This is a genomic window from Streptomyces thermocarboxydus (assembly GCF_024760485.1).
Classification (GTDB): domain Bacteria; phylum Actinomycetota; class Actinomycetes; order Streptomycetales; family Streptomycetaceae; genus Streptomyces; species Streptomyces cellulosae.
Genome location: NZ_CP058273.1, coordinates 866,190 through 891,295, shown reverse-complemented (window position 1 = coordinate 891,295; position 25,106 = coordinate 866,190). Strand labels below are relative to the sequence as shown.

At 74.0% G+C, this 25,106-nt stretch carries 22 protein-coding genes; 5 read left to right on the top strand and 17 right to left on the bottom strand.

The window, feature by feature from the left end; genetic code table 11:
* The first annotated feature begins 148 nt into the window (after nt 1-148).
* Nucleotides 149-1,699 carry an AfsR/SARP family transcriptional regulator gene (locus tag AY578_RS04160; RefSeq protein ID WP_258907226.1) on the top strand — a complete coding sequence of 517 codons (1,551 nt, stop codon included), beginning with the start codon at nt 149-151 and terminating at the stop codon, nt 1,697-1,699.
* Between the two features lie 28 nt (nt 1,700-1,727).
* Here AY578_RS04160 and AY578_RS04155 read toward each other — a convergent pair whose 3' ends face one another.
* The 14 genes from AY578_RS04155 to AY578_RS04090 form a co-directional block, all read right to left on the bottom strand.
* A complete protein-coding gene (locus tag AY578_RS04155) occupies nt 1,728-2,342 on the bottom strand; it encodes a TetR/AcrR family transcriptional regulator (protein ID WP_258902068.1) in 615 nt (204 codons plus the stop codon).
* Between the two features lie 122 nt (nt 2,343-2,464).
* Nucleotides 2,465-3,232, bottom strand: coding sequence for a dienelactone hydrolase family protein (locus AY578_RS04150; RefSeq protein WP_258902067.1), 768 nt, complete (start codon nt 3,230-3,232; stop codon nt 2,465-2,467).
* A 62-nt stretch (nt 3,233-3,294) separates the two neighbouring features.
* Nucleotides 3,295-3,624 carry a DUF4873 domain-containing protein gene (locus AY578_RS04145; protein WP_240318743.1) on the bottom strand — a complete coding sequence of 110 codons (330 nt, stop codon included), beginning with the start codon at nt 3,622-3,624 and terminating at the stop codon, nt 3,295-3,297.
* A 17-nt stretch (nt 3,625-3,641) separates the two neighbouring features.
* On the bottom strand, nt 3,642-4,574 hold the full coding sequence (locus AY578_RS04140) for an AurF N-oxygenase family protein (protein ID WP_019524802.1): 933 nt from the start codon (nt 4,572-4,574) through the stop codon (nt 3,642-3,644).
* Complete coding sequence (locus tag AY578_RS04135; protein WP_137209498.1) at nt 4,574-5,464, bottom strand: ThiF family adenylyltransferase; 891 nt, start codon at nt 5,462-5,464, stop codon at nt 4,574-4,576. Before AY578_RS04135 ends, AY578_RS04140 begins: the two co-directional genes overlap by 1 nt.
* Complete coding sequence (locus AY578_RS04130; protein ID WP_161108192.1) at nt 5,461-6,393, bottom strand: hypothetical protein; 933 nt, start codon at nt 6,391-6,393, stop codon at nt 5,461-5,463. The genes AY578_RS04135 and AY578_RS04130 overlap by 4 nt, the downstream gene beginning before the upstream one ends.
* A gap of 247 nt (nt 6,394-6,640) precedes the next feature.
* Complete coding sequence (locus tag AY578_RS04125; protein ID WP_019524798.1) at nt 6,641-7,903, bottom strand: acyl-CoA dehydrogenase family protein; 1,263 nt, start codon at nt 7,901-7,903, stop codon at nt 6,641-6,643.
* Between the two features lie 73 nt (nt 7,904-7,976).
* Nucleotides 7,977-8,348 carry an SCP2 sterol-binding domain-containing protein gene (locus AY578_RS04120; protein ID WP_019524797.1) on the bottom strand — a complete coding sequence of 124 codons (372 nt, stop codon included), beginning with the start codon at nt 8,346-8,348 and terminating at the stop codon, nt 7,977-7,979.
* 49 nt (nt 8,349-8,397) lie between these two features.
* Entirely contained in the window at nt 8,398-10,014 is a 1,617-nt protein-coding gene (locus tag AY578_RS04115; RefSeq protein ID WP_137209499.1) for a GMC family oxidoreductase, read from the bottom strand.
* Entirely contained in the window at nt 10,014-10,697 is a 684-nt protein-coding gene (locus tag AY578_RS04110) for an SGNH/GDSL hydrolase family protein (protein WP_019524795.1), read from the bottom strand. The genes AY578_RS04115 and AY578_RS04110 overlap by 1 nt, the downstream gene beginning before the upstream one ends.
* A 34-nt stretch (nt 10,698-10,731) precedes the next feature.
* Nucleotides 10,732-10,995: an acyl carrier protein gene (locus tag AY578_RS04105; RefSeq protein ID WP_019524794.1), complete on the bottom strand. Its 264-nt coding sequence runs from the start codon at nt 10,993-10,995 to the stop codon at nt 10,732-10,734.
* A gap of 80 nt (nt 10,996-11,075) precedes the next feature.
* A complete protein-coding gene (locus AY578_RS04100; protein WP_161232776.1) occupies nt 11,076-12,053 on the bottom strand; it encodes a ribonucleotide-diphosphate reductase subunit beta in 978 nt (325 codons plus the stop codon).
* Entirely contained in the window at nt 12,050-13,768 is a 1,719-nt protein-coding gene (locus AY578_RS04095; RefSeq protein ID WP_258902062.1) for an AMP-binding protein, read from the bottom strand. Before AY578_RS04095 ends, AY578_RS04100 begins: the two co-directional genes overlap by 4 nt.
* A gap of 206 nt (nt 13,769-13,974) precedes the next feature.
* Nucleotides 13,975-15,462 (bottom strand): DHA2 family efflux MFS transporter permease subunit, encoded by a 1,488-nt coding sequence (locus AY578_RS04090; RefSeq protein WP_258902061.1) that lies wholly within the window; start codon nt 15,460-15,462, stop codon nt 13,975-13,977.
* Between the two features lie 178 nt (nt 15,463-15,640).
* Here AY578_RS04090 and AY578_RS04085 point away from each other — a divergent pair, with 178 nt between their 5' ends.
* Nucleotides 15,641-16,648: a beta-ketoacyl-ACP synthase 3 gene (locus AY578_RS04085; protein WP_019524791.1), complete on the top strand. Its 1,008-nt coding sequence runs from the start codon at nt 15,641-15,643 to the stop codon at nt 16,646-16,648.
* Nucleotides 16,649-17,285: 637 nt separating this feature from the next.
* On the opposite strand, the gene AY578_RS04080 is transcribed toward AY578_RS04085, so the two are convergent.
* Nucleotides 17,286-20,606: an AfsR/SARP family transcriptional regulator gene (locus AY578_RS04080; RefSeq protein ID WP_019524790.1), complete on the bottom strand. Its 3,321-nt coding sequence runs from the start codon at nt 20,604-20,606 to the stop codon at nt 17,286-17,288.
* 376 nt (nt 20,607-20,982) lie between these two features.
* On the opposite strand from AY578_RS04080, the gene AY578_RS04075 reads away from it, so the two are divergent.
* Nucleotides 20,983-22,146 (top strand): exonuclease SbcCD subunit D, encoded by a 1,164-nt coding sequence (locus AY578_RS04075; protein WP_161231028.1) that lies wholly within the window; start codon nt 20,983-20,985, stop codon nt 22,144-22,146.
* Nucleotides 22,143-23,342, top strand: a complete 1,200-nt coding sequence (locus tag AY578_RS33990) for an AAA family ATPase (protein ID WP_420341306.1) — start codon at nt 22,143-22,145, stop codon at nt 23,340-23,342. Before AY578_RS04075 ends, AY578_RS33990 begins: the two co-directional genes overlap by 4 nt.
* A 185-nt stretch (nt 23,343-23,527) precedes the next feature.
* On the opposite strand, the gene AY578_RS33985 is transcribed toward AY578_RS33990, so the two are convergent.
* Nucleotides 23,528-23,773 carry a hypothetical protein gene (locus AY578_RS33985; protein ID WP_420341305.1) on the bottom strand — a complete coding sequence of 82 codons (246 nt, stop codon included), beginning with the start codon at nt 23,771-23,773 and terminating at the stop codon, nt 23,528-23,530.
* A complete protein-coding gene (locus AY578_RS33980) occupies nt 23,757-24,293 on the bottom strand; it encodes a hypothetical protein (protein WP_420341304.1) in 537 nt (178 codons plus the stop codon). Before AY578_RS33980 ends, AY578_RS33985 begins: the two co-directional genes overlap by 17 nt.
* A 230-nt stretch (nt 24,294-24,523) precedes the next feature.
* Between AY578_RS33980 and AY578_RS33975 the strand changes: the two genes are divergently transcribed.
* Nucleotides 24,524-25,102 carry an SbcC/MukB-like Walker B domain-containing protein gene (locus tag AY578_RS33975; protein ID WP_420341303.1) on the top strand — a complete coding sequence of 193 codons (579 nt, stop codon included), beginning with the start codon at nt 24,524-24,526 and terminating at the stop codon, nt 25,100-25,102.
* The last annotated feature ends 4 nt before the right edge of the window (nt 25,103-25,106 follow it).

The window sequence follows — 25,106 nt, the reverse complement described above, 5'->3', positions numbered from 1 at the left end:
GTACCGTTCAGGGAAAATAGAGAAAAGCCACATCGCCACGGGCTTCATTCACGAGCACGAAGCCGGTTGTATCGGTGGCACAGTGATCCGAACCAGCGCGCACACGGGGGAGTGGGCAAGCGTGGTCCATGTTCAGTTGTTGGGGCCTGTGGAATACCGGGCCGACACGGAAAAGCACATCGAGTTAGGGCAGGCCAAGCAGCGCTGCATCTTCGCGATGCTGGCGGTGAGCGCGAACGAAGTCGTCATGCCCGACGAGCTGATCGACCGGACGTGGGGGGCCGAACCTCCGCAGTCGGCGCGGAACATGGTGCACTCCTACATTTCGCGGCTGCGCGGTGTCCTGGAGAACACCGGAGGGGGTCCGGGGACCACACTGCGCCGGCGGCACGGCGGGTACGTGCTGGAGGTCGAGGCCGACGCGGTCGACCTGCACCGCTTCCGCCGGACCGTGGCCAGGGCCCGGGCCACGGGGACGGACACCCGCACCGCCGTACGGCTGTTCCGGGAGGCGCTCGGCATCTGGCGCGGCAGGCCCCTCGGCGGGATCACGGGGGAGTGGGCCGAGCGGACCCGCCGGCTGCTCGAACGGGAGCGGCTGTCGGCGCTGGTGGAGTGCCACGAAGGCGAACTGCGGCTCGGCGGCCGGGCCGAACTCCTCGACGAGCTGTACGCACTGGCCGACCAGCACCCGGACAACGAACTGGTCGTCCGCAACCTCATGACCGGGCTGCACGGCCTCGGCCGTCGCGCCGAGGCCATCGAGGCGTACGAGGCGCTGCGCCGCCGGCTCGCGGACCGGCTGGGAGTGGACCCGGCCCAGCAGACCAGGGCGCTGCACGCCCGGATCCTGCGTGCCGACCCGGGTCCGGACACCGCCGGGCCGTCCGTCGACGCCGCCCCGACGGTCCCGCGCCAGCTGCCGCGGGGCATCCGCTGCGTGGGGCGGGAGCAGGAACTCGCGATGTTCGACGGGTCCGTCACCGCCGCGGACGGCAGGCCGGTCATCCGGGTCGTCGAGGGGCCCGCGGGCATCGGCAAGACGGCCCTGGCGGTCCAGTGGGCGCACCGGGTGGCGCACCGCTTCCCGGACGGGCAGATCTTCGTGGACCTGCACGGCAGCGGCAGCGGCGTACGGCGGGCGTGCGCCGAGCTGGTGGCGAGCGCGTCCGCTCCGCAGGTGCGTACCGAGCCGGGCCGGCGGGTCCGCGCGGTGGTGCCGCAGCGGGAGCGGGTCCCCTCGGGGGACGACGTGCTGCGCTTCGTGCTGCGCAGCCTCGGGGTGACCGTGCCACAGGGCGAGAGGGACGCGGCGGGTTTCGCCCGGAACATCCTGAAGGGCCTGCGGATCCTCGTCGTGCTCGACGACCTCGCCTCGGCGGATCAGCTGAAGGCGCTGCTGCCCGGCCCGTCCGCCGGAGCCCTCCTGGTCACCACGCGCGACGCCGGCCGCCTGGGCGGCATCGGCCCGCTGCGCACCGTGGGACTGCGCGGGCTCAGCATCCAGCAGGCCCGGCGGATGCTCTCCGGCATCCTCGGAGAGCGCCGCGTCGAGCAGGAGCCCGGGGCCGTCGCCCGGATCGTCGAGCTGTGCGGCGGCACTCCGCGGGCGCTCAGCGTGGCCGCGGAACAGGCGCTGGTGCGGCCCTGGCTGCCCCTGGCCGACCTCGCGGAGGCGATGGCGGCCAGGGGGTGCTGAACGCCGACCCTCCCGCGGCCACGCGTGCTCAGCGCGCGGCGGCCAGCGCGTCGAAGAGGCCGCGCAGTTCGGTGATGCCCGCGTCGAGGGCCTGCTGCTGGTCCTCGGCGCGCGCGACCGCCATCGCCGTCTCGCACAGGCCGCCGTACAGCAGATGGGTGAGGGCGGTCACGGAGTGCGGCGCGATGTCCCCGTTCTCGGTGGCACGCCGGACCCCCTCCTCCATCATCTTCAAGCAGCCCGAGTTGATCTCGCGCATCTCCTCGGTGCCGAGCGCGCCCGGGGCGTCGAGCAGGTTGATGCGCTGGACGTCGGGTGCGAGGACCTCCACGAGGAAGGCCTTCGCACCCACGAACACCGCCTCCCAGGAGTCCGGCTCCGCGTCCAGGTAGGCCTCGGCCACGATGTGGGACAGCCGCGCCTGCTCGCGCTCGTACACCGCTCTGAAGAGGTGCTGCTTGCCGGAGAAGTGGTGGTAGAGGGCGCCCTTGGTGACGTGGGCGGCCTCCACGACGGCCTCCAGCGAGGTCGCGTTGTACCCGCGTTCGGCGAACAGCTTGCGGGCGGCTCTCAGCAGTTCCTCGATGGTGCTGTCGGACCGCTCACGCTGCGTCGGACGCGTTCTCGTACGAGTCGTGGGCATGTTCACACTTCCCGAGGTCGGACCGCATTGAGCTGGCCTTCCAGGCTACACGCAGTTTCATTCCTTCCATACGTATGTGTTCCCGTTCCCTTGCGTCCCGCGTCCTGCGCCCGGACCGGGGCTCAGCCCGCCCCGACCCGGTCCACGAACCGCAGCACCCGGTCCCAGGCGTCCGCCGAGGCGTCGGCGTAGGCGTCGCGCTTGGCGTCGAAGAAGCTGTGCGGGGCGCCGGGGTAGGTGACGACCTCGTGGTCGACCCCCGCCTCGGCCAGGGCCTCGTCGAACGCCTTCACATGGGCCGGCGGGATGCCCGGGTCCTCCCCGGCCATCAACGCCAGCACCGGTGCCTTCAGATCGGCCGCCCTGCTGGTCGGACCGGGTGAGCCGTCCGGACCGTCGGCCGGCCAGCAGTAGAAGCCGATCACGCCGGCCAGGTCGGAGCGGCCGGCCGCGGCCATCACGGCGAGCCGGCCGCCGATGCAGAAGCCGACCGTGAGGACGGCGCTCGCGGCCCCGCCCTCCTCGGAGCGCAGGTGCGCGATGCCCGCGCTCAGGTCGGCGTAGAGCTGGCGCGGGGTGAGCCCGGCCATGTGCTCGGTGTACGGGAAATCGCTTTCCCTTCTGGCCGCGCCCGCCGTGCGGCCGTAGTAGTCGATGACGAGCGCCCGTACGCCGTTCTCCGCGAAGCGTTTGGCCAGCTCCGTGTAGAACCCGTACAGGCCGCGCACGTCGGGCAGGATCACGATCGCTGTGCGCGTGCCGCCCGCAGGGGCGGCGGTGAATGCGGCGAAGGTGTTTCCGTCGGCCGCGGTCAATTCCAGATAGCGGCTCTCGACCGCAGCATCCGGAACCTGCGGTACCGGTGGAATGGCGTCCTCGTCGAAGCACATGTGCCGGGGGCCTCCGTTGATCCTGTGCGGTTCTTTCTTCTTACGCTGTTACTGACGTGATTTCAGTTGCCGGAGGTGCCGAATTCCGAAACTTCTTCGATGGTGAACGGAATTCGGAACGGGGGCACGCCCATACCTTCGATCCGGTAGCGGTTCCACAGGTCGGGTTCGGTGATGCGGCCCGCCGCGTCCCCCTCGGACGTCCGCAGCACCACACCGGCGCTGCGGTCCCCCACCATCCGGGTCAGCTCCTCGTGGGCCTGAAGTCGTCCGTACCAGCGGTAGCGGCCGTCCAGCGGCTGGAAGCTGCCGGTGAGCCGGGCCCGGACGGTGAACTCGGCACGGCCTTCCACCGCCAGCACCGCCGGACCTTCGTACCCGTCATCGTCCACGGTCAACTCCCCTTTCTCTAGGCGTCCTTGAGCCATCCGGCCGAGCGCCACACCTTCTCCGAGCGGCCGCCGATCAGCCCGATCGACTTGTAGTACGGGGCGATCCGCTCGGCGCCGTACGCTCCGTTGACCAGCCCGACGGGGTTGTTGCGGCCCGCTTCGACACAGACCTTCGGGTCCAGGCCGGCCCGCTCGTACATCAGCGGGTTGTAGCGGTCCCGGCGGATGGACTTCACCACCGAGGCGAGGAAGTCGCGGAGCATCTGCAGACGCCGCTTGGAGAGCGTGGGCACGAACCGCTCCAGCTCGGTACGGGCGAAGCTGATGTGCCGGGCCTCCTCCACCACATGGATGCGGGCCACCGTGCGCACCAGCGGCTGTACCGTCTCGTCGTTGGCCTGTTCGCGCTGGAAGCGGTCGAAGAACTCCTCGGTGAGCAGCAGCATCGCCCACAGCGCGGGCACCGGGGCGAACGTCTTCAGCAGCAGCCCGGCCCGCTGGGTCTTCGGGTTCACGGGGTAGAACTCCGAGCCCGTCTTCTCCACCAGCTGGGCGAACATGATCATGTGGCGCACCTCGTCCGCCACTTCGGTCAGCGCGAACTGCACCTGCGGGCTGGTGATGTCGCGCTTGTAGGCGTACCGCGACACCAGGTGCAGCAGGATGTGCTCGGTCCATACGCCCGCGGCCAGCGACGACGCCAGTTCCTCACGGCTGAGCAGCAGCTTCTGCTCCATGGAGAGGGAGTCGTACAGCTCGGTGCCGTACAGGGAGATCCGCTTCTCGGGCAGGAACCACTTGCCCTCCTCCAGCGGTTCGTCCCAGTTCACGTCGACCCGCGGATCGTAGGAGTGCCGTGCCGACGCGACGAGGAGCTGCGTGGCCTTCTTGGTCTGGCGGACGAGCGGGTCCTCCGAGCGGCGGCCCGGGCGGTCGGTGGCGGTGGTCATCACGACTCCTTGTCCTGTGTGCGCTGAGTGCTGTCCGAAAAGGCATCCGGCAGGCCGGCGTCCGCCGAGACCAGCCGGTGCACGTCGACCGTGAGCTGTTCGCGGACCGGGCGTCCGGCCAGGATCTCGACCACGTACCGGGCCGCGAGCACACCGAACTGGTGCGACGCGTAGACGAGTTGCGGAACGCTGTAGTCCGGGTCCGCGCGGTGCGCGGTGACGTCGGCGATCAGGTCGGCCGGGACGATCTCCCGGGGGATCACCTTCAGCAGCAGTGTCCACAGCGCGTCCTCGGTGATGTCCCCGGGAGCGATCGCGCCCGCGAGCGGGACGGGTTCGGCCCGGTAGTCGTAGTAGCGCACGTGCTGCGTGCCCGACAGGTCGTAGCCGGAGACCACGGGCAGCCGGCGGCGTGCCGCCGCCGCGTGCAGCGCGTACTTGGCCCGCCAGCCGCCCAGCGTGGTCACGTCCACGCCGTCGACGACCACGTCCACGCCGTCCAGCAGCGGGTCGGGCGCGTCCGGGCGGACGCCCGAGGTGTCGACCCGGATCCCGGCGAAGGGATTGACCGACCGGATGCGCTCGGCGGCCACCTCCGCCTTGTTGCGGCCGATGTCCTTGTGCGTGGCGCTCTGCCGGTTGAGGTTGTTCAGCTCGTACTCGCCCGGCTCGGCGAGCACGAAGCGGCCCGTGCCCAGGCGGGCCAGCGGCTCGACGACCGCGCCGCCCGTCGAACCGCACCCCGCCACCAGCACGGTGGCGTTGCGCAGCCGCTCCTGCACCTCGCCCGGGATCAGCCCCCGGTTGCGCTCGGTCAGGACCCGGTAGTACGCCTCCGGGTCCTCGGGGACACCGGCCGGAACCGTCCTGGCCGCGGTGGTGGTGCTCATATCCTCACCCTCCGGATCTCTCCATCGACCCGGCCGACCAACTGCTGGAAGCCGACGAGGGGGTTGGGCGCGTCCAGCGCGCGCCGGAGCCAGCCCAGGAGCCGCTCCATCTCCGCCCCGCGCGGGACCCGTGCCACGAACGGCTTGACCACCGCGCGCTCCACGTACGCCGGGAAGAGCAGGTCGTCCTCGGGCAGCGAGGGGCGCGTGCCCTCGATCACGGTGATCTCCCCGAGGCTGCGTGTCAGACGCCGCACGGCCAGGCCCTCCTCGCCGTCGCCGACCAGGAAGCGCGGCCGGGGGGAGAGACCGGCGAGCACCGTGTAGAAGCCGAGCATTAGTTCCAGCGACAGACGCAGCCGCCGGGCCGGGGAGGCGTCGCGCTGGGAGGGGCGCTGCATCAGGCGCTTGATCTCCCACACCTCCCGCACCGTGACCGGCTCCGCCGGCGGCACGTGGTCGAACAGGTTGATGCCGTGGGCCACCTCGCAGGGGAAGGGGGCCCGGTCCGGGTGGGTCACGGGCAGCGGGGCGGTGTCGGTGGAGGCGATGACCGAGACGTAGCGCAGGATCGCGCCGGTCCGCTCCTCCAAGCCGATGACGTGGATCTCCTCGCCGTGCCCCGGGCCGGCCGGCTCCGCGAACAGACCGCGGGCGAAGGCCACCCGGTCGCTGGCGAACCGGGACCGCAGGTACTGCGCGAGCCGGAAACCGTAGATCGCCAGCCGGTAGCGCTCGGGCAGCTGCGACTGCGGCACCGCGAGCACGGTCAGGCCGTCCGGGCGGCGGGCCAGGTACAGCGGGTCGGCCTGCTCGGCCAGGCCCGCGAGGCTCATGTGGTCGTGCACGTCCAGCACGCGCGCCACATAGCGTGCGCGGCGCGCGTCGTCCGCCGGCAGTGTCACACCGGTGACGGTCTGCGAGGTCACGTCGGTCTCCCCAGCGTGGATGCGTCGTGCGGCCGTGGCGCCGCGGCCGGGACGGAATCGGTCTCCGGCACGGGCCGCGGCTCCAGCGACAGGCGGGTGCAGCGGGCGGCCGAGGCCACCATGGCCTCGACGTACGACACCGCGGAGAAGGCCGCGGCGCGTTCCCGGAGCGCTGTCGTCCGGGCCCCGGCCGTCCGGGCCGGCGCCGTCCGCGGCGCGGCCTTCGGGTCGGTCTGCGGGCGGGGCGTCACAGCCGGCGCCCGTACAGCGCACCGGTAATGGCCAGCGCAAGCACCTCCGGCGTGCCCTCGTAGATGCGGGCACCGAACGACTCCCGGACCAGCTTCTCGACCGCGTGCTCACGGCAGTAGCCGCGCGCGCCGACGATGGACATGGCCTCCTCGGCCACCTCGATCGCCGCGCGGTCGGCGAACATCTTCGCCACGGCCGGGCCGTAGACGGGTGCGGGCAGCATGTTGTCCGCCTGGTGCGCCGCCTGGAGGTACAGCAGCCGGGAGGCCTCGATCTTCGAGGACATCTCGGCCAGCTTGCGCGCCGTGAACTGGTGCTCGTACAACGGCTTGCCTGCCTGGACGCGCTCGCCCGCCCACTCCTTGGCGATCTCGAAGGCGCCCCGGGCGACTCCGGTGGAGATCGCGGCGACGATCGAACGGGCCTGGTTCGACTGGACGGTCAGGTAGTTCCACCCGCCGCCCTCCCCGAAGACGATGTTCTCCTCCGGCACCCGGACGTCCTCGAAGGTGAGGGTGGTGCCCAGGCAGGCCCGGTAGCCCATCTTGTCGGCCACCGCGCCGCGGGTGACCCCCTCGCTGTCCAGGGGCACGACGAACACGGTCAGCCCGGTGGCGCCGGGGTTGCCCTCGATGTTGGCGAACACCGCCGCCCACTCGGCGACCTTGCCGTTGGTGATGAACCGCTTCACGCCGTCGAGGACGAAGTGGTCGCCGTCCCGGCGGGCCGTCATCACGTCCTCGGCCAGCTCGGCGTGCTCCGGTATCAGCAGGTCGCAGCCCGCTGTCTCCTCGGTGATGGCGTTGCAGGCGAGGACCGGCCTGTCCCCGAGGAACGGGGGCAGGAAGCGGGCCTGGAGCTGCTGGTCGCCGGAGAACAGCACGGAGGTCTGCCCGAGCAGCGAGGCGCCGAAGATCAGCGCCGTGCTGGCGCAGACCGAGGCGATCTCCTCCATGGCGACCGCCACGCCGAGCACACCCATGCCGCGGCCACCGAGCTCCTTGGGCATGGTCAGGCGCAGCAGGCCCAGCCGGTGGCCGGCTTCGACCATCTCCCAGTCGAATGCGTCGGCGGGGGCGAGGTCGTTGGCGAGGGTCCGCGGCTTCACCACGGTCTGTGCGAAGTCACGGACTTCGTCGCGCAGCTCCTCCACCTCGGGCGGGAGCCGGAACAGCGAGGGCATCGCCGCTTCGTCGAGGGCGCGCAGGTCGGAGAGGGTCGGGGCGTTCGGTACGGCGGTGGTGGTGGTCGCGATCACAGCAGCCGGCTTTCTGTGGTGACGGACGAGGGAGGGAAAGTGAGGTGGTGAGGGGCCCGGGCCCGGAGCCGGGTCAGGCACCCGACGGAGCCGGCGCCAGCTGGGCGTAGGCGCGGCCCAGCGGCGGCAGCAGGTCCGCGAGTTGACGCACGCCGGACACCGGGCCCTTGGCGACGAGGCCGCGGTCGACGATCGCGCGGGTCACGCCGAGCCGGCCCAGCAGGACGAGGTGCAGCGCCTCGGGCCGCACCTCCAGCCGCAGGCTCGCCGGCCGGGGCGCGCCGTCGTGCACGCCGTCGGAGTCCAGCAGGAAGGCCGTGCCGGCATCCCCGGTCAGGACGAACTGGAGGGAGAAGTCGCGCTCCTTGAGCAGGGCCGCGAACTCCGCGTCGGTGAGGGCCGCCCGGAAGGCGTCCGTGAACAGCTGCGGGTCCTGAACGGTCACAGTCGTACTGCCTTTCGTGTCATATGGCTGGTCGTAAGGGGGCGGCGGGTCAGCGGCCGGCGAGGGCCCCGCGGCGGTGCTGCGCCGCCTCGGCGAGGATCAGGTCGGCCGCCCGCTCCGCGAGCATCACGGTGGGCGCGTGGGTGTGGCCGCGCGGCAGGGACGGCAGCGCGGAGGCGTCGACGACGCGCAGCCCGGCCACCCCCCGGACCCGCAGGTGCGGATCCAGTACGGCCTCCGGGTCCCCGCCCATGCCGCAGGTGCCGACCGGGTGGTAGAGGGTCTCCGCGTGGGTCCGCGTCAGGGCGTGCACCGTGCCGGGGTCCGGGTCGAGGGCCCCCGGCGTCAGCGGTGCCCCGAGCCGGGCGGCCAGCGCGGGCCTGGTCAGCACCTGCTGGGCCCGGTGTATCCCCTCGGTCAGCACCCGCAGGTCGTCGCCGTCCGGGTCGGACAGGTAGCGCGGGTCGATCACCGGGTGCGCCGCCGGGTCGGCGGAGGCGAGCCGGACGGTGCCGTGGCTGCGCGGCCGCAGCAGGACCACGCCCAGGGTGACGCCGTGCTGCCGCGCGGCCCGCGCCTGGTCGAGGAAGGGCACCAGCATCCACACGAACTCCAGGTCGGGTGCCGGGAGTCCGGGGCCGCTGCGCAGGAACGCGACGGCTTCCGCGAGGTTGGACGTCAGCCGCCCGCGCCGGCCGCGCAGGAACTCGGTGATCTCGCCCTGCCGGTCGGTCACCCCCGGGGTCACCCGGCCGTGGGCCTCGAACGCCAGCGGTACGTAGAGGTGGTCGGCCAGGCCCCGGCCGACCCGGGGCAAGTGGGCGTGCACGGTGATGCCGTGCCCGCGCAGTTCGTCCGCGTCGCCGACGCCGGAGAGCATCAGCAGTTGCGGGGAGCCGATCGCCCCCGCCGCCAGGAGGACCTCGCCGTCGGCGCGTGCCTCGGCCGGCCCGTCGGCGGTCGTGTAGGCGACCCCGACGGCGCGGCCGTCCTCGATCAGGATCCGCTCGACGCGGGCGTCCGTCACGACGGTGAGGTTCTCCCGCCGCAGCGCGGGCCGCAGATAGCCGTCGGCCGCGCTCCAGCGCCGCCCTCCGCGCTGGGTGGCCCGCACCGGGCCCGCGCCCTCCGGTTCGAGCGGACGCCCGTCGTCCAGGGCGGGCAGTCCCGCCTCGGCGCAGGCGCCCAGGAACTCGGCCGTGGCCGGACTCGGGTCGCGCAGGTCCTCGATGCGGATCGGCCCGCCGGAGCCGTAGGCGCCCGCGCCCGAGCGGTCCTCGGCCCGCGCGAAGTACGGCAGCACCTCCCCGGCCGACCAGCCGGCGCACCCGTCGTCCTCGGCCCAGCCGTCGAAGTCCGCCAGATGGCCGCGGGTCCAGATCTGGGCGTTGAGCGAGGACGAGCCGCCCAGCGTGCGGCCGCGCGGCCAGTTCAGGGTCCGCCCGCCCAGCCCCGGCTGCGGGGTCGTGCGGTAGCCCCAGTCCGCGGAGGTGCCGAACAGGGAGGGGAAGGCGGCGGGGATGCCGATCTCGGCGCGCCGGTCCGGGCCGCCCGCCTCGATGAGCACCACCTGTGCGTCGCCGTCGGCGCTGAGCCGCTCGGCCAGCACACAGCCGGCCGAGCCCGCGCCGACCACGACGTACCGCGCGGTGGGGCCGGCGCCCATCACGTCTCCGCGCGCTGCGCGCTGCGCGCGCCGAGGGCCTTGACGATCTCCGCGGCGAGGGCGGCGTGCCCCTCCATGGCGAAGTGGATGCCGTCGGCGCTCATCAGGTTGGGGCGCAGCCGCACGGGGTGGTGCCACATCTCGATCAGCACGGCGTCGTGGCGCCGGGCCACCGCGCGGATGCGGTCGTTGAGGGCCGCCGTACGGTCGCTGAAGACGGCCAGTTCCGGTACCGACTCGAAGACGTTGGTCACGGTGAACGCGAAGATGTCCGCCCCCTGCGCCCGCAGCGCCCCGTACATGGCGTCGAGGTCGGCCTCGACGCCGTCCAGGTCCGGCTCGGCGTCGAACAGGTCGTTGCCGCCGGCCGCCACGTTGACCAGGTCCGGCCGGAAGGCGAGAACCTCGTCGAGCTGCTCGGCGCGCACCTCACCGGTCCGCTTGCCCTTGACGCCCGTGTTCAGATAGGCGAAGCCGGGCTTGTCCGCGCCGAGCGCGGCCGAGACCCGCCGCGGCCACGGCACATGGGCGTAGCCCTCGCTCGGGTCGCCGAGACCGGCGGCGAAGCTGTCGCCCATGATGGCGAGCCGCTGCCACGGGGCCCCGCGCAGCAGACGCACGGACTCCTCGTGGGAGAGCGCCAGCGGATCGTCCGTCTCGCTGCGCAGATCGTAAGTCGTCATCTTCTCGTCGTACCTCTCTGGGCGGGTGGGTGGATCAGGCGGCGTCGCTCGGTGCCGCCTGCTGCTGAACGACGAAGTCCTCGATGTCCTGGACCGTGGTGATGTCGGCCGTGGGGCCGGTGCCGAGGTCGGCCAGCGTGAACTCCTGCTCGATACGGAGCGAGAGCTCGATGACGGCGAGCGAGTCGTAGCCGAGGTCCTCGACGAGGCGGTCCCCGGAGTTCGCCTCACGGGCGCCCAGCGGGCTCATCTCTCCGACGATCCGGCGGACCTGTGCGCGCGACGTGCCGTTGTCCATGTCTCTTTCGTCCCTTTCCTGGCTCTGTGGCTTGTGTCTTGTCCCGGGCGCCGCCGGTGCGGCGCGGGGACCGGCGGTGCTCAGGCCGCGGCGGCCCGGATCGGGTGCGGCGCGTTCCAGCGCTCGGCGTAGGCGTCGAGGGCGGTCTCCACCGCGAGGTCCCAGGAGGCGACGGCCTTCTCGGCCACGTGCGGCAGACCGACCAGGCGCAGTTGCTTGGCCAGTCGCTCCCGGGCGATCTCGACGCTGCCCCGGATCTGGGCGGCGCGGCTGAGCAGGGCCGCGTGGAGCGCGGGCACCGGGTTGTGCCGGGAGGGACCGATGAGCACCCAGGCCGCCGCGCCGAGCGACTCGAAGTGCGCGTCCTCGACCACCTGGGCGAACCCGCCGGCGACCCCGTCCTGCGCGGCGCGCAGGCCGTAGGAGACATGGCGGGACTCGTCGCGCGTGACGTTCGTGAGTCCTTCTTCGAGTGCCTCCAGCTTCAGCCGGCGGGCGAGGAAGCGGGTGGTGCGCAGGGCGGTCGCGGCGAGCACGCCCTCCGTGATCAGGTGGTAGTGGACGAGGGCGCGGTACCAGGACTCGCGGTCCTCTGGGTTCTGACGCACCGCGTCGGTGGCGCGGGTGAGCACGGGCGTGAAGACCTCGGAGTAGTCGGCGCCCTCCTCGACCGCGTCCAGGCCCGTCCGGCAGGCGTCCTCGAGATAGGTCTGGAAGAACCGCACATGGCGGGCCTCGTCGGCCAGCTGGGTGCACAGGAAGATCCGGTCGTCCTCCGTGGGCGGCGCGTCGATCAGCGCGCCCAGCGTGTGCGTCACCGTGACCTCGCCCACCTCCAGCTCGCCGAGCGAGCCGAGCATCTGTTCGCGCGAGAAGGGCGTGAGGGACTCCCAGGTGGCCGCGTCCCGGGCCGGGGCGACCTGGGCGACGGCCCACTGCTGGCGTTCCCAGCGGCGGTACAGAGCAGCGGAGTCGGCGAGTCGGCCGCGCTGCTCGGCGGCGGTCTCGGGGGCCGTCTCGGTGACGTCGAGTACGAGCCCGGGGGTCGTGACGCTCATAGGGCAGCCCCATCCAGTCGCGGTGCGGTCGGTTCGGTCGGGTCGTCAGGCCCGTGTGTGCGGTGCAGGACGTCGCCGGCGAGCGTGCCCTCGCCCGCCAGCCGCCACAGCAGCCGACGGCGTGGCTTGCCGCTCGAGGTCCGCGGAATCGTTCCGCGCCGGGCCCGCACCACGGTCAGGGCGACCGAGGTGTCCAGGGCGGAGCGCAGCGCGCCTCGCACGGCCTCCAGCCAGCCGTCGCCGGGCGCCTCCACGACGATCACCGCGCCCGGGCGTCCGTCGCGGTCGCCGAGCGCCACCGCGCAGCGGCCCGGTGGCACCCCGGGAACGGAGACGAGCGCCGCCTCCAGGTCCTCGGCGTGCACCTTGCGGCCGCGGACCTTGAGGCTGTCGCCGATCCGGCCGACCACGTACAGCTCGCCGTCGAGCAGGAAACCGGCGTCGCCGGTGCGCAGTCCGTCGTCGCCGAAGGCCCGATCGGCGGCCGGGTCGGCCGTCTGGTAGCCGTCGGCCACGGACGTGCCGCTCACCCGGATCTCCCCGAACGTGCCGTCCGGCAGCGGTGTGCCGTCGTCGTCCACGATCTCCACGGCGGTCCCGGGCACCGGCCGGCCGCAGGAGGCGATCCAGCCCGCGGGCTCCTCCGGCCGGTCGGCGCCGAGGGTGCCGGTGCCGGAGACGGTCACCGGCGCCCCGGTGTCCACCGGCCCGGCCGGGCGGACGATGCGCGCGCCGAGGCCGGGGCGGACCCCGGTGACGGCGAGCGTGGTCTCCGCCATGCCGTAACAGGGCGTGATCGCACGGGAGTCGAAGCCGTACGGGGCGAGCCGGGCGGTGAAGCCGGCGACCACGCCCGCGTCCACGCGCTCGGCGCCGCTCATCGCGACCCGCCAGGCCGAGAAGTCGGCGCCCGCCAGCTCCTCGTCGCGCACGCGGGATGTCGCGTACCCGTAGCCGAAGTTGGGGGCGGTGGTGATGGTCACCCCGTGCCTTCCGTGGCAGTCGAGCCAGCGGGCCGGGGAGCGGATGAAGTCGACGGGGCTCATCAGCCACAGGTCGATCTGGGCCACGACGGAGCCCAGGAAGGTCCCGATGAGGCCCATGTCGTGGTAGAGCGGCAGCCACGACGAGCAGGAGTCCTCGCTCGTCACGCCGAGCCAGCCGTGGATGGCGCGGACGTTGGTGGTGAGATTGTCGCCGGTGACCCGGACCCCTTTGGGGGTACCGCTGGAACCGGAGGTGAACTGGAGCAGGGCGAGATCCGCCGTCCGGCGGGCCGGGCCGTCGTCGGCGGGCAGGCCGTCCGGCTCGGGCAGGACCAGGGGTTCTCCGGTCCCGGCCCTGGCGCTCGCCGCGGCGGCGAGCGGGGCGAGCCGGTGGTCGGTCAGCACGGCGGCCGGCGCGGCGGCGCCGAGGATCGCGGCCGCGTGCTCGGTGAAGGCCTCGTGTCCGCCGAAGGCGACGGGCGAGGCGATCGGGGACGGGGTGGCCCCCGCGTACATGGTGCCGAGGAACGCCGGTACAAAGCTTTCGGGCTCCTCGACGAGCAGCGACACGACGCCCTTGGTGACGCCGTTGTCGTGCAGGAAGGCGGCTGTGCGGCGGGCCGCCGAGGCGATGCCCGCGTAGTCGCTGAAGTGCCAGTCGCCGTTTCGGTAGTAGTGGATTCCACGCTCGGGCGCGGGGGAGTCCAGCCAGTCGAGGACTGTGTTCATCAATTCCCCTCATGAACCGATGGGCTCTCGTCCTGTGTTACGGGCTGGGGTTGCCCTCCCCTCGCGGCGGATCGGTTTTTTTCGCCGCGGCGGGGTGCGCGCCGTCGACGTGGGGCGGGGCCGCGGCTGCGTGGTAGCCGCGACCCCGCCCGGGCCGGCCACGGCCACGGGGGACAGGACCGCGGCCGGCGTTCTCGGGGGTGGGGTCAGGACCGGTCGGCCGAGGACGCGGCGGCCGCGGCCTTGGCGGCGGCCTCCGCCTGCGCCCGCATGTGGGCCTGGATCTGCCGCTGGGTCTCGGCGATCTGCGCCATCGACTTCTTGGTGAACAGCCAGAACCCGGGCACCGCGGAGGCGGCGATGTAGATGCCCGCGAGCAGGAACGCGTCGAGGTACGGCTGCGGGGTGCTCAGATCGCCGGCGGCGAACACCGCCGCCATCGAGGCGACGCCGACCGCTCCGCCGAACTGCCGTGCGGTGGTGCTCATTCCGGTGCCGGTGGCGAACTTCAGCGGATGCACGGAGATGGAGGCCGCGGTGGTCACGCTGGTGAGCGCCGCACCGAGCACGGCCCCGCCGAGGGCGCCGTACGGAAGCCACAGAGCCAGGAACTCACGGTCGGAGCCGAGGCCCGTGTACGCCCAGATGCTCAGCGCGAGGAAGGCGGCGGCCGAGACGATGACCACCGGCCGCTGCTGCTCCGGCTTCAGACGGCGTCCCACCGCGATGGCGGCGACGGCGGAGAGCACCGCTCCGGGGGTGACGGCGAGACCGGCCTTCAGCACCGAGTAGCCCCAGATGGTGGTGAGGTACAGGGGGCCGGACAGGAACCAGACGAACAGACCGGCGCCGAGCAGGAACGCGGTGAGGTTGGCCGCCGCGAACATCGACGTGCCCCACAGGCCGGTCTCCACGGCCGGGGCCGGGTGCTTGCCGGAGCGCAGCAGCGAGAAGGCCACGAGGAGGACACCGGCGCCGATCCAGGCCCACGTGGTGACGGCGTCCCAGCCCCAGTCGCCGCCCTTGGTGAGGCCGATGACGATGCCGGCGATGCCGAGGGTGACGGTGGCCGTGCCGAGCAGGTCGGGCAGCTTGGAGTTCTCCGCCGGGCGCTCGGGCAGGCGCAGGGCGCCGAGAAGGACGGCGATGCCGATCGGGATGTTCAGGACGAACACCGCGCGCCAGTCGATCTCGCTGACGAGCAGACCGCCGAGCGAGGGACCGGCGGCGGCCGCCATGGATCCGGCCGCGCCCCAGATACCGATGGCCTCGGCCCGCTTCTCGGCGGGTGTCTCGGACAGGACGAGTCCCAGCGCGGCGGGGATCATGCCGGCCGCGCCGATGCCCTGGACGGCGCGGGCGGCGATGAGCAGCTCGACGTTGGGTGCGACGGCGCAGGCCAAGGACGCGACGCTGAACAACGCGACCGACCACAGGAACAGCTTGCGCCGGCCCAGGACGTCGGCGAAGCGCCCGGCCGGGGTGAGCAGGGCGGCGAAGAGGATGCCGTAGCTGGTCACCACCCAGGTCAAATCGGTGACGGACTCCTTCGGGAAGTCCTCGTGCAGGGCCGGGAAGGCCACGTTGACGATCGTCGTGTCGAGGAAGGCCATGAACGTGGCTGCCGACGTCAGCAGCAGTGTCTTCCCCGCGGTCGAGGGCTCGGCGCCGGGCGCGAGCGTGCCTGAGGTCACTGTTGATCCTTCCAACTAACATTCCTTGGGTATGTGAGTACATACCGTAGGTATGTTGTTGTCAAGCGGGATTCCACGGGGGGTCGGGCGGGCTTCGCGCGTAGCCCAGGGGAAGGCAGCAGGTGAGGCAGCGGGCGGGGGAGCATGCCGCAGTTGCCGGCGACGACAGGAGTCCCGTGTGAACACCACGCACGCCGCGCATGTGCCCGAGCCGGATCGTCACCACGCGGTTCTGCTCGGCATCGGGGACTACCGGCCCCGACGGATCGTCACCAACGAGGAGATCTGCCGCACTCTGGACTCCTCACCCGAGTGGATCCTGCGCCGCAGCGGCATCCGCACCCGTTGCTTCGCCGGCCCCGAGGAGACACTCGCGGACATGGCCGCCACGGCCGCGGGGAAGGCGCTCGCCGACGCGGGCGCGGCGCCGGACGAGGTCGACCGGATACTGGTCGCCACCATGTCGGACGTTGGAACGGCGGGCACCGGCGCGGCGGGGGACGGGCTCGCCGCGGAGATGGCGCGCCGGCTGGGGACGACGGCACCCGCCGAGCGGGTGTCCGCCGCCTGCGCCGGATTCACCGTCGGGCTCTCCCTGGCCGCCGCGTCCGTCGCGAGCGGCCAGGCCCGCACCTGCCTGGTCATCGGCGTCGAACGCATGTCCGACATCCTCGACCCGACGGACCGCTCGACCGCCTTCCTGTTCGCGGACGGGGCGGGCGCGGCCCTGGTCGGCCGCGGCACGGAGCCGGGCATCGGGACCACGGTCTGGGGCACCGATCCCGCACTGCGCGAGGCCATCACCGTGCGGGAGGAGCCGGGCCGGGCGGCCCCCGTCATCCGCATGCGGGGCTCGACGGTCTTCCGCTGGGCGGTGACGCACCTGCCCGGCATCGTCCAGGACGTGCTGGCCCGCTCGGGCGTCGGCCCCGGCGACGTCCAGGCGTTCGTCCCGCACCAGGCCAACCTGCGCATCATCGAGGCGGTCGCGGAGAGCGTGGGCTTCCCCGCCGAGGTCGCCGTGGCCCGCGACATCGTCGACCAGGGCAACACCTCCGCGGCGTCGATCCCCCTGGCCCTCAACCGCATGCGCACGTCCGGCACCCTGCGCGGGGGAGACCTCGCGGTCCTGGTCGGCTTCGGCGCGGGCCTGACGTACGCGGGCACGGTGGTCCGCATCCCCTGACCACCCCGACGGGCAAGGCGCCCGGCGCCGGAACCGCTGGGCCCGTGCCACACGGCCGCGGCGGCGGCCCGCGCGTTCCGCGGCCGCGGGCTGTGTGCCGACCCCCTGGCCTGGTGGCTGCGCGGGCGCAGGGCGCGGAGCCTGCGCGCCGGGCGCTGTGCCGGCGGGCTCGGACGGTGCGGCGACGCGCCGTCGGGCCTGACGCACGTACAGGTGGCCGAGCGCCGCTTCGGCGTGGCGACCGCGCCGGGACGACCGGCCGGTGGGCCGGCTCGGGGGTGGCCGCTGCGTGGCCATGCCGCTGGTGGGGCGGCGGGGCGTCTGCGTCGGGCGGAGAGCCCCGGCCGAGTGCCGCTTCGGCGTGGCGACCGCGCCGGGACGACTGGGCCGGTGGGCCGGCTCGGGGGTGCCTGCTGCGTGGCCATGCCGCTGGTGGGGCGGCGGGGCGTCTGCGTCGGGCGGAGCGCACAGGGGGCGTGCCTCGTCCGAGGGGGTCTGCCGTGCGGGGGCGGCTGGTGTCCGTGGCGTATCGGGCTTCCGTGAGGCGAGTGTGTCCTCGTCGGGCGGGAGGCGCGGCCCCGGGTGGGCGGAGGCCTGGCCTCCCGGCCGGTGGGTGGTCCGCCGTCGGTGGGGGCGGTTACGTGGTGAGGAGGGTTCGCAGGGTGGCTGCCTCCGGCACGCCGAGGGGCTCCGCCAGTCGCAGCGCGCGGCGCCAGGGGCGGGTGGGGCGGCCGTGGCCCGGGGCTGTGGCGGCGGCGCGGCCCCAGGAGAGCAGCGCCCGTACCTCACCCAGCGGGTGGCCCGCCGCCCGGTACAGCGCGGCCGCGCGGCGGTGACCGGCGACGGCGGCCGCGATGTCACCGGCCGCCAGCGCGCAGTCCGCCTCCGAGGCGAGCGTCTGCGCCGTCACCAGCCGCATGTCGCACCGGTGCAGGACGCGCCGGGCCCGCCGGCCGGCCGCGAGCGCCTCCTCGTACAGGCCGAGCCGTACGTACGCGGCCGCGCTCTCGGCCTGCGCGCGCGCCGCCCCCTGCCAGTAGTGGATCTCCTCCGAGATCAGCAGCGCCTGGCCGAAACTGCGCATGGCCAGGTCCGTCTGCTCGGCCGCGGCCTCGACGCCGCCCAGCCCTGTCAGACAGTCCGCCTCGATACGCGGGTCCGACAGATGCGGCATGGCGACATGCGCCTCCCGCGCGGTGGTCACCGCGCGGGTGTGCTCCCCCAGGTCGCTCATGAGCGACGCCCGACAGGTCAGCGCGATGGCCATGCCCTCGTGGAAATCCATCTCACGGCTTGCCCGGATGGCCAGTTCGCACCAGTGGTCCGCCTCCTCGTACCGGCCCAGCAGGCGGAGCGACAGCGCGATGTACGCGGGCAGCCGTATCTGCCCGAACCGGGAACCGGCCCGCTCCGCCAGCACCAGCGAGCTCCGGAAGTCACGCAGGGCGGACACCGGATCGCCCGCGTCATAGGCGTTACGGGCCAGCCGGCCCAGCGCGTTGGCCTGCCCCGCCAGGTCCCCGGCACTCTCGTGGATGCGCAGCGCGGCGCCCAGATAACGGTCCGACAGCCCTGTCGCGCCCACCGACCAGTACGACCGGCCGAGCACGGCCAGGGCGAGCGCCTCGCCCGCCGGCCACGACGCGTCCCGGCTGACGGTCAGCGCCTCCCGCGCGAGCTGCCGCTCGCCGGAGTGGTGTCCCTTCCGGTAACGGGAGTCGGCCATGTTCAGCAGCATCGCCGTGTTCGCCCGCGGGTTGCCCGACTTGGCGGCCGCGCTCTGCGCCGCCTCCACCGCCGCCGACCAGTCGTCCCCGCCCGGATGCAGCCGGATGAAGCCGAGCATCGCGTCGGCCAGCCGCCAGCTCGCCGGGCCGAGCCCGAGCTCCGCGGCGAGCTTGATGGCCGCGCAGATGCCCGCCTTCTCCTGGTCGAGCCAGGCGATGCCGGCCTCGCCGCCCAGGTCGGCGTCGTACGGGCCGCCCCCGGTACCCTCCGGCGCCGCCCCGGGCCGCCCCGGCGTCCGTACGGCCTCCCGCGCGTCGGACGATCCGTCCGCGCCCCGGTGTGCTCCCGCCATCTGTATGCCGTTGGCGAGGCTGACGCGCTCCACCGACCTGCGGTACCACTCCAAGAGCCGCAGCAGCACGTCCCGGCGCAGCTCCCAGGGGTCCTCCTCGGCCGCGCGCCCCATGGCGTACTCCTTGACCATGTGGTGCATCCGGTAGCGGCGCGGGGCGTACTCGGACAGCAGGTTGGCGCGCACCAGCGCCCCGAGCCGGTCGTCCAGCACGGCGAACGAACCGTCGGCGAGCGCCGCCACCGCCTCCCGCCCGAACTCGATGCCGGGGACGACACCCAGCCGCCGGAACAACTGCCGTTCGGGCTCCGCCAGTTTGCCGTACGACAGGGCCAGCGCCCGGCCCATCGCCCCGCGCGCGTCCGTGCCGTCCACCGTGGGGACCCGCGCGAGCACCTCGCCCAGCGGCTCGTCGGGATGGCTCGCGGCGTAGGCGCCGCTCAGCCGCACGGTCAGCGGCAGCCGCCCGGAGGCCCGCACGATCCCGGCCGCGGCCTCCGGCTCCTTCGCCACACGCGCGCTGCCGACCAGCGAGGCCAGCAGGGCGAGCGCGGAGGTGTCGTCCAGGGCGTCGAGGAGCACCTCACCGGCGAAGTACGTGGCGGTCAGGCCCGGCATCCGGTTCCGGCACGTCACCACGACCGCGCTGCCGTCCACGCTCGGCGGCAGCAGATGGCGCACCTGCTCGGGGTCCGCCGCGTCGTCCAGCACGATCAGCACCCGCCGTCCGACGAGCAGCGTCCGGTACAGCGCGGCCCGTTCGTCGAGCCGGAACGGGATGTCGGCGGCGGGGAGTCCCAGCGCGAGCAGGACCCGGGCGAGCGTCTCGGCGGGTTCCAGGGGCGGCAGATGCCGGTCGTGCCCGCGCAGCGCCACGAAGAACTGCCCGTCGGGGAAGGAGTCCCGGGTCCGCTGCGCCCACCGCAGGGACAACGTCGTCTTGCCGGCCCCGGCCATGCCGCTGATCACCGCGAGGTTGCTGCTCTGCGCCGCCGTGACCGTCAGCGCGGCGCGGCCCGGGGTCAGCAGCGCGTCCAGCTCGCGCAGTTCGCGCTCCCGGCCGACGAAGCACCCGGTGGGCTCGGGCATGCGCAGCTGCTCATGCGTCCGCGCCGTGACGGGGCTCGCGGTCCCGCCGTCCGCCGGGCGGACCGGGTGCAGCAGCCGCTCACCCGCCGCGCGCAGGGCCTCGCCGGGGCGGGTCGACAGCTCCCGGTCCAGCCGGGCCCGGGCCGCCTCGTACGCGTGCAGCGCCGCCGCCGGGTTCCCGCTGTCGCAGTGGGCCCGCACCAGACGGAGCGCCAGCTCCTCGTCGTAAGGCCGCTCCTCGGTCAGCGTCTGCAACTGCGTGAGGATCTCCTGGGGTCGGCCGAGCCGCAGTTGCGCGTCGAAGTAGTCCAGCAGCACGGCGCGCCGCTCGCTGTCCAGGGTCGTGCGCAGCGACTCCACGCGGGTGCCCCACAGATTGCTGAGTGCGACGCCCGACCACTGCGCCAGCGCGGACCGCAGCAGCCCGCAGCGCTCCTCGTCGTCCCCGACGCCGGCGGCCCGGCCCGCCAGATCGCGGAACCGGCACAGGTCCACGGCCGCCGGGTCCACCCGCAGCACGTATCCGCCGTCCTGGGACGACAGGACCGGCCGCCCGGGTAACGAGGCAAGGACCTTGCGCAGCCGGGTCGCGTACCCGGCGAGCGTGTTGCGTGCCCGGCGCGGGGGCCTGCCGTCCCAGACGAGTTCGGCGAGCCGCTCCCTGGGCACCACGTTGTTCACGTCCACCAGCAGCATGGCCAGCAGGCTGCGCTGGCGCGCGTGTCCGATGTCCAGGTCCCGGTCGTCGGCCAGGACTCGTACCGGGCCGAGCACCCGCAGGTCGATCACAGTGGACTCCGCTCAAGGATTCGACGGTCGTCGGTCGGCCCGGACGACCCCTGGGTTCCTTCGCCGTGCGCGGCCGAGCACTCTCGAAACGCACGTTTGGGAGCAATCACCTTGTGTTCCGGAGACCGAGCGTAGCGTGTTCGTGCAAACTTTCGGGTGCGTTATGGCGCCCGGCGACGTGTCGGGCGGCCTCGCGGGGGGGAGCGCCTTCCGGGGGTCGGGCGCCGGCGGCACATGCCGGTGAGGCAGGGGGACGATGCGGACACCACGGGTGATTCGCCCCGGAACGGGCTGACATGCCGATGGCCGGGACGTGACGGGTGATACGGGAGCAACCGTCCGCGCTGTCGGAGGCGCCCGATACGCTGCCGGGACCATGAGATTCCTGCACACCTCCGACTGGCACCTCGGCCGGTCCTTCCACCGGGTCGGCATGCTCGGTGCCCAGGCCGAGTTCATCGGTCACCTCGTCACCACCGTGCGCGAGCGCGAGGTGGACGCGGTGGTGGTGTCGGGGGACGTGTACGACCGGGCGGTGCCGCCGCTGTCCGCCGTCGAGCTGTTCGACGACGCGCTGCACCGGCTCGCCGACCTCGGCGTGCCCACGGTGATGATCTCCGGGAACCACGACTCGGCCCGCCGCCTCGGCGTCGGCGCGGGGCTCATGGGCCGCGCCGGCATCCACCTGCGGACCGAGCCCTCCGCGTGCGGCACCCCTGTCCTGCTGCCCGACGCGCACGGGGACGTCGCCTTCTACGGCCTGCCCTACCTGGAGCCCGCCCTGGTGCGGGACGAGTTCGGCGTGGAGCGCGCCGGGCACGAGACGGTGCTCGCCGCCGCCATGGACCGGGTGCGCGCCGACCTCGCCGCCCGCCCGCCCGGCACCCGCTCCGTCGTCCTCGCCCACGCCTTCGTCACCGGCGGCCGACCCAGCGACAGCGAACGGGACATCGCGGTCGGCGGTGTCGCGTCCGTGCCCGCCACCGTGTTCGACGGCGTCGACTACGTGGCGCTCGGCCATCTGCACGGCTGCCAGACCCTCACCGACCGCGTCCGCTACTCCGGCTCCCCCCTGCCGTACTCCTTCTCCGAGGCCGGGCACCGCAAGTCCATGTGGCTGGTCGACCTGGACGCCGACGGGAGCGTCACCGCCGAGCGCGTCGACTGCCCCGTGCCGCGCCCCCTCGCCCGCATCCGCGGCACCCTCGAGGAACTGCTCGCCGACCCCGCGCTCGCCCCGCACGAGGAGGCGTGGGTCGAGGCGACCCTCACCGACCCGGTCCGCCCCGCCGACCCCATGGCCCGGCTCGCCGAGCGCTTCCCGCACACCCTCGCCCTCGTCTTCGACCCGGACCGGCCGCCGGACGACCCCGACGTGTCCTACGCCCGCCGCCTCGCCGGCCGTGACGACCAGCAGATCGCCGAGGACTTCGTCGCCCATGTGCGCGGCGCCGGTCCCGACGCGCACGAGCGCACCGTGCTGCGGGACGCCTTCGACGCCGTCCGCGCCGACGAGGCCGCCCGGGAGGTGGCCCGGTGAGGCTGCACCGTCTGGACATCACCGCCTTCGGCCCGTTCGGCACCACCCAGAGCGTCGACTTCGACGCCCTGTCCGCCGCCGGCCTCTTCCTGCTGCACGGCCCCACCGGCGCCGGCAAGACCTCCGTCCTGGACGCCGTCTGCTACGCCCTCTACGGCTCCGTCCCCGGCGCCCGCCAGGGCGGCCAGGGCACCACCCTGCGCAGCGACCACGCCGCGCCCGCCACCCGCACCTCCGTCACCCTCGAACTCACCGTCGCCGGACGCCGCCTGGAGATCACCCGGCAGCCCCCGTGGGAGCGCCCCAAGAAGCGCGGCAGCGGCACCACCACCGACAAGGCGCAGACCTGGCTGCGGGAGCGCGACGCCGCCACCGGCGCGTGGAAGGACCTCAGCCGCTCGCACCAGGAGATCGGCGAGGAGATCACCCAGCTGCTCGGTATGAGCCGCGAGCAGTTCTGCCAGGTCGTGCTGCTTCCGCAGGGCGACTTCGCGCGCTTCCTGCGCGCCGACGCAGAGGCCCGCGGCAAGCTGCTGGGCCGCCTCTTCGACACCCACCGTTTCGCCGAGGTGGAGAAGCGCCTCGCCGACCGCCGCCGCGCCGCCGAGGCCCGTGTGCGCGACGGCGACGCCGAGCTGCTCGCCGACGCGCACCGCATGCAGCAGGCCGCGGGCGGCGCCATGGAGCTGCCCGAGCTGTCGCCAGGGGAGCCCGGCCTCGCCGACGCCGTGCTCACCGCGGCCGCCGTCGCCCGCAGCACCGCCCGCGAACAGCTCACCGCCGCCCAATGCCGCCTCGCCACCGCCGAGTCCGTCCGCGCCGAGGCGGGCCGCGCCCTCGACGAGGCCCGTGAACGGCACCGGCTGCAGCGGCGGTTCGCCGAGGCCCGGGAGCGGGCCGAGCGGCTGCGGGAGCGGTCCGGCGCCCACGACGAGGACCAGGCCCGCATGGACCGGGCCGCAAGGCCGAGACCGTCGCCCGGCTCTGGAACTGCGGGACTCGCCGACACCGAGCACCGCCGCGCGTCCGCCGCCGAGCAGCGCTCCCGCGCCCCTCCTCCCCGTGTCCCTCGCGGACGCCGGACCGGACGGGCTCGCCGCCGCGGCCGCCGCGCCGCGAGGAGCTGGGCGGACTGGAGTCGGCCCGCCGCGCGGAGCGCCGCCTCACCGAACTCCTCGACGAGCGCGCCGGCCTGACCGTCAGGAACGCGCCGACGAGGAGGTCCGCGAGGACGCCGAGGCGTGGCTCGCCGGCTGGGAGGCCACCCGCACCGCCCTCCAGGACCGCATCGCGACCGCCAGCAGGCCGCGACCCGCGCCGGGGAGCTCGCGCCCGGCGCGACACCGCCCGCACGGCTCGCGCCGCCCGCACCGCGACCGGCTCACCCGGGACGCGAGCCGCCGCCGAACAGGCCGACGCCGCCCGCGAACAGGCCCTCGCCGCCCGGCAGCACTGGCTCGACCTCAAGGAGCAGCGCCTGGGCGGCATCGCCGCCGAACTCGCCGCGGGCCTCACCGACGGCGCCCTGCGCGGTCTGCGGCGCCACCGAACACCCCGCCCCGCCCGCAGGGTCGCCGGACACGTCGACCGCGAGACCGAGGAACGCGCCCTCACCGCCTACCAGCACGCCGAGGACCCCGCGCGCCGAAGCCCAGCGGCTCAGCGCCGTACGGGAGGAGCTGGCCGCCGCGGCCGCGGCGCCGGGACACCCGGCCGACCAGCTCGCCGTGAACTCGACGAGGCGGAGCGGGAGTACGCCCGCGCGCGGGAGCCGCCTCCACGCTGCACGCGCCCAGGAGGAGCTGCGCGCCGCCGAACGCGACACACGAACTGCGCACCGCCGCCCAGCGCGACGCGGCGTCCGCGCCGCCGCCCGCGTCGGTCACCGCGAACGCCTCGACCTCGAACGAGCCTCGCTGGAGCAGGAGTTGGCGCAGGCACGCGGGAACGCCCCCAGCGTCGCCGCGCGCGCCGGTCAGCTCGAACGCGAGGCGGCGCTGCTCACCGAGGCCGCCGACGCGCGCCGCACCGCCGAGGAGGCCGCACGGCGGCTCAAGGACGCCGACGCCCGCCTCGCCGACGCCGCCTTCCGCGCGGCTTCGACACCCCGCGGGCGCCGCCGACGCCCTCCTCGACGACGACGCCACCGCACCTGCAGCGCCGGCTGGACGCCTGCACGACGAGGAGGCCGCCGTACGCGCCGTCCTCGCCGAGCCGAGACGGGCGCGCGCCCAGCAGCCCGCCGTCGATCTCGCCGCAGCCCAGCGCGCCGGCCGAGGACGCCGACCGCGCCGTCCGCGAGGCCGCCTCCGCGCGGGACGCCGCCGCCCGCCGCTGCGCGGAACTCGACCGGCTCTCCGCCCGCGCCGCCGCCTCCGTGCGCCGCCTCGGACCGCTGCGCGAGGAGTACGACCGCGTGGCCCGCATGGCCGCCCTCACCGCAGGCACCTCGGCGGAGAACGAACGCCGGATGCGCCTCGAGTCGTACGTGCTCGCCGCGCGCCTGGAGCAGGTCGCCGCCGCCGCGACCGTCCGGCTGCGCCGCATGTCGTCCGGCCGCTACACCCTCGTCCACTCCGACGACCGCGCGGGGCGTGGCCGCAGCGGCCTCGGGCTGCACGTGGTGGACGCCTGGACCGGCCGGGAGCGCGACACCGCGACCCTGTCCGGCGGTGAGACGTTCTTCGCGTCCCTCGCCCTCGCGCTGGGCCTCGCCGACGTGGTCACCGACGAGGCGGGCGGGGTGCGGCTGGACACGCTCTTCATCGACGAGGGCTTCGGCAGCCTCGACGACCAGACGCTCGACGAGGTCCTCGACGTCCTCGACTCGCTGCGCGAACGGGACCGCAGCGTCGGCATCGTCAGCCACGTCCCCGACCTGCGCCGCCGCATACACGCCCAGCTGGAGGTCCAGAAGGACCGCACCGGCTCCCGGCTGCGGCAGCGCGGGACCTGACGGT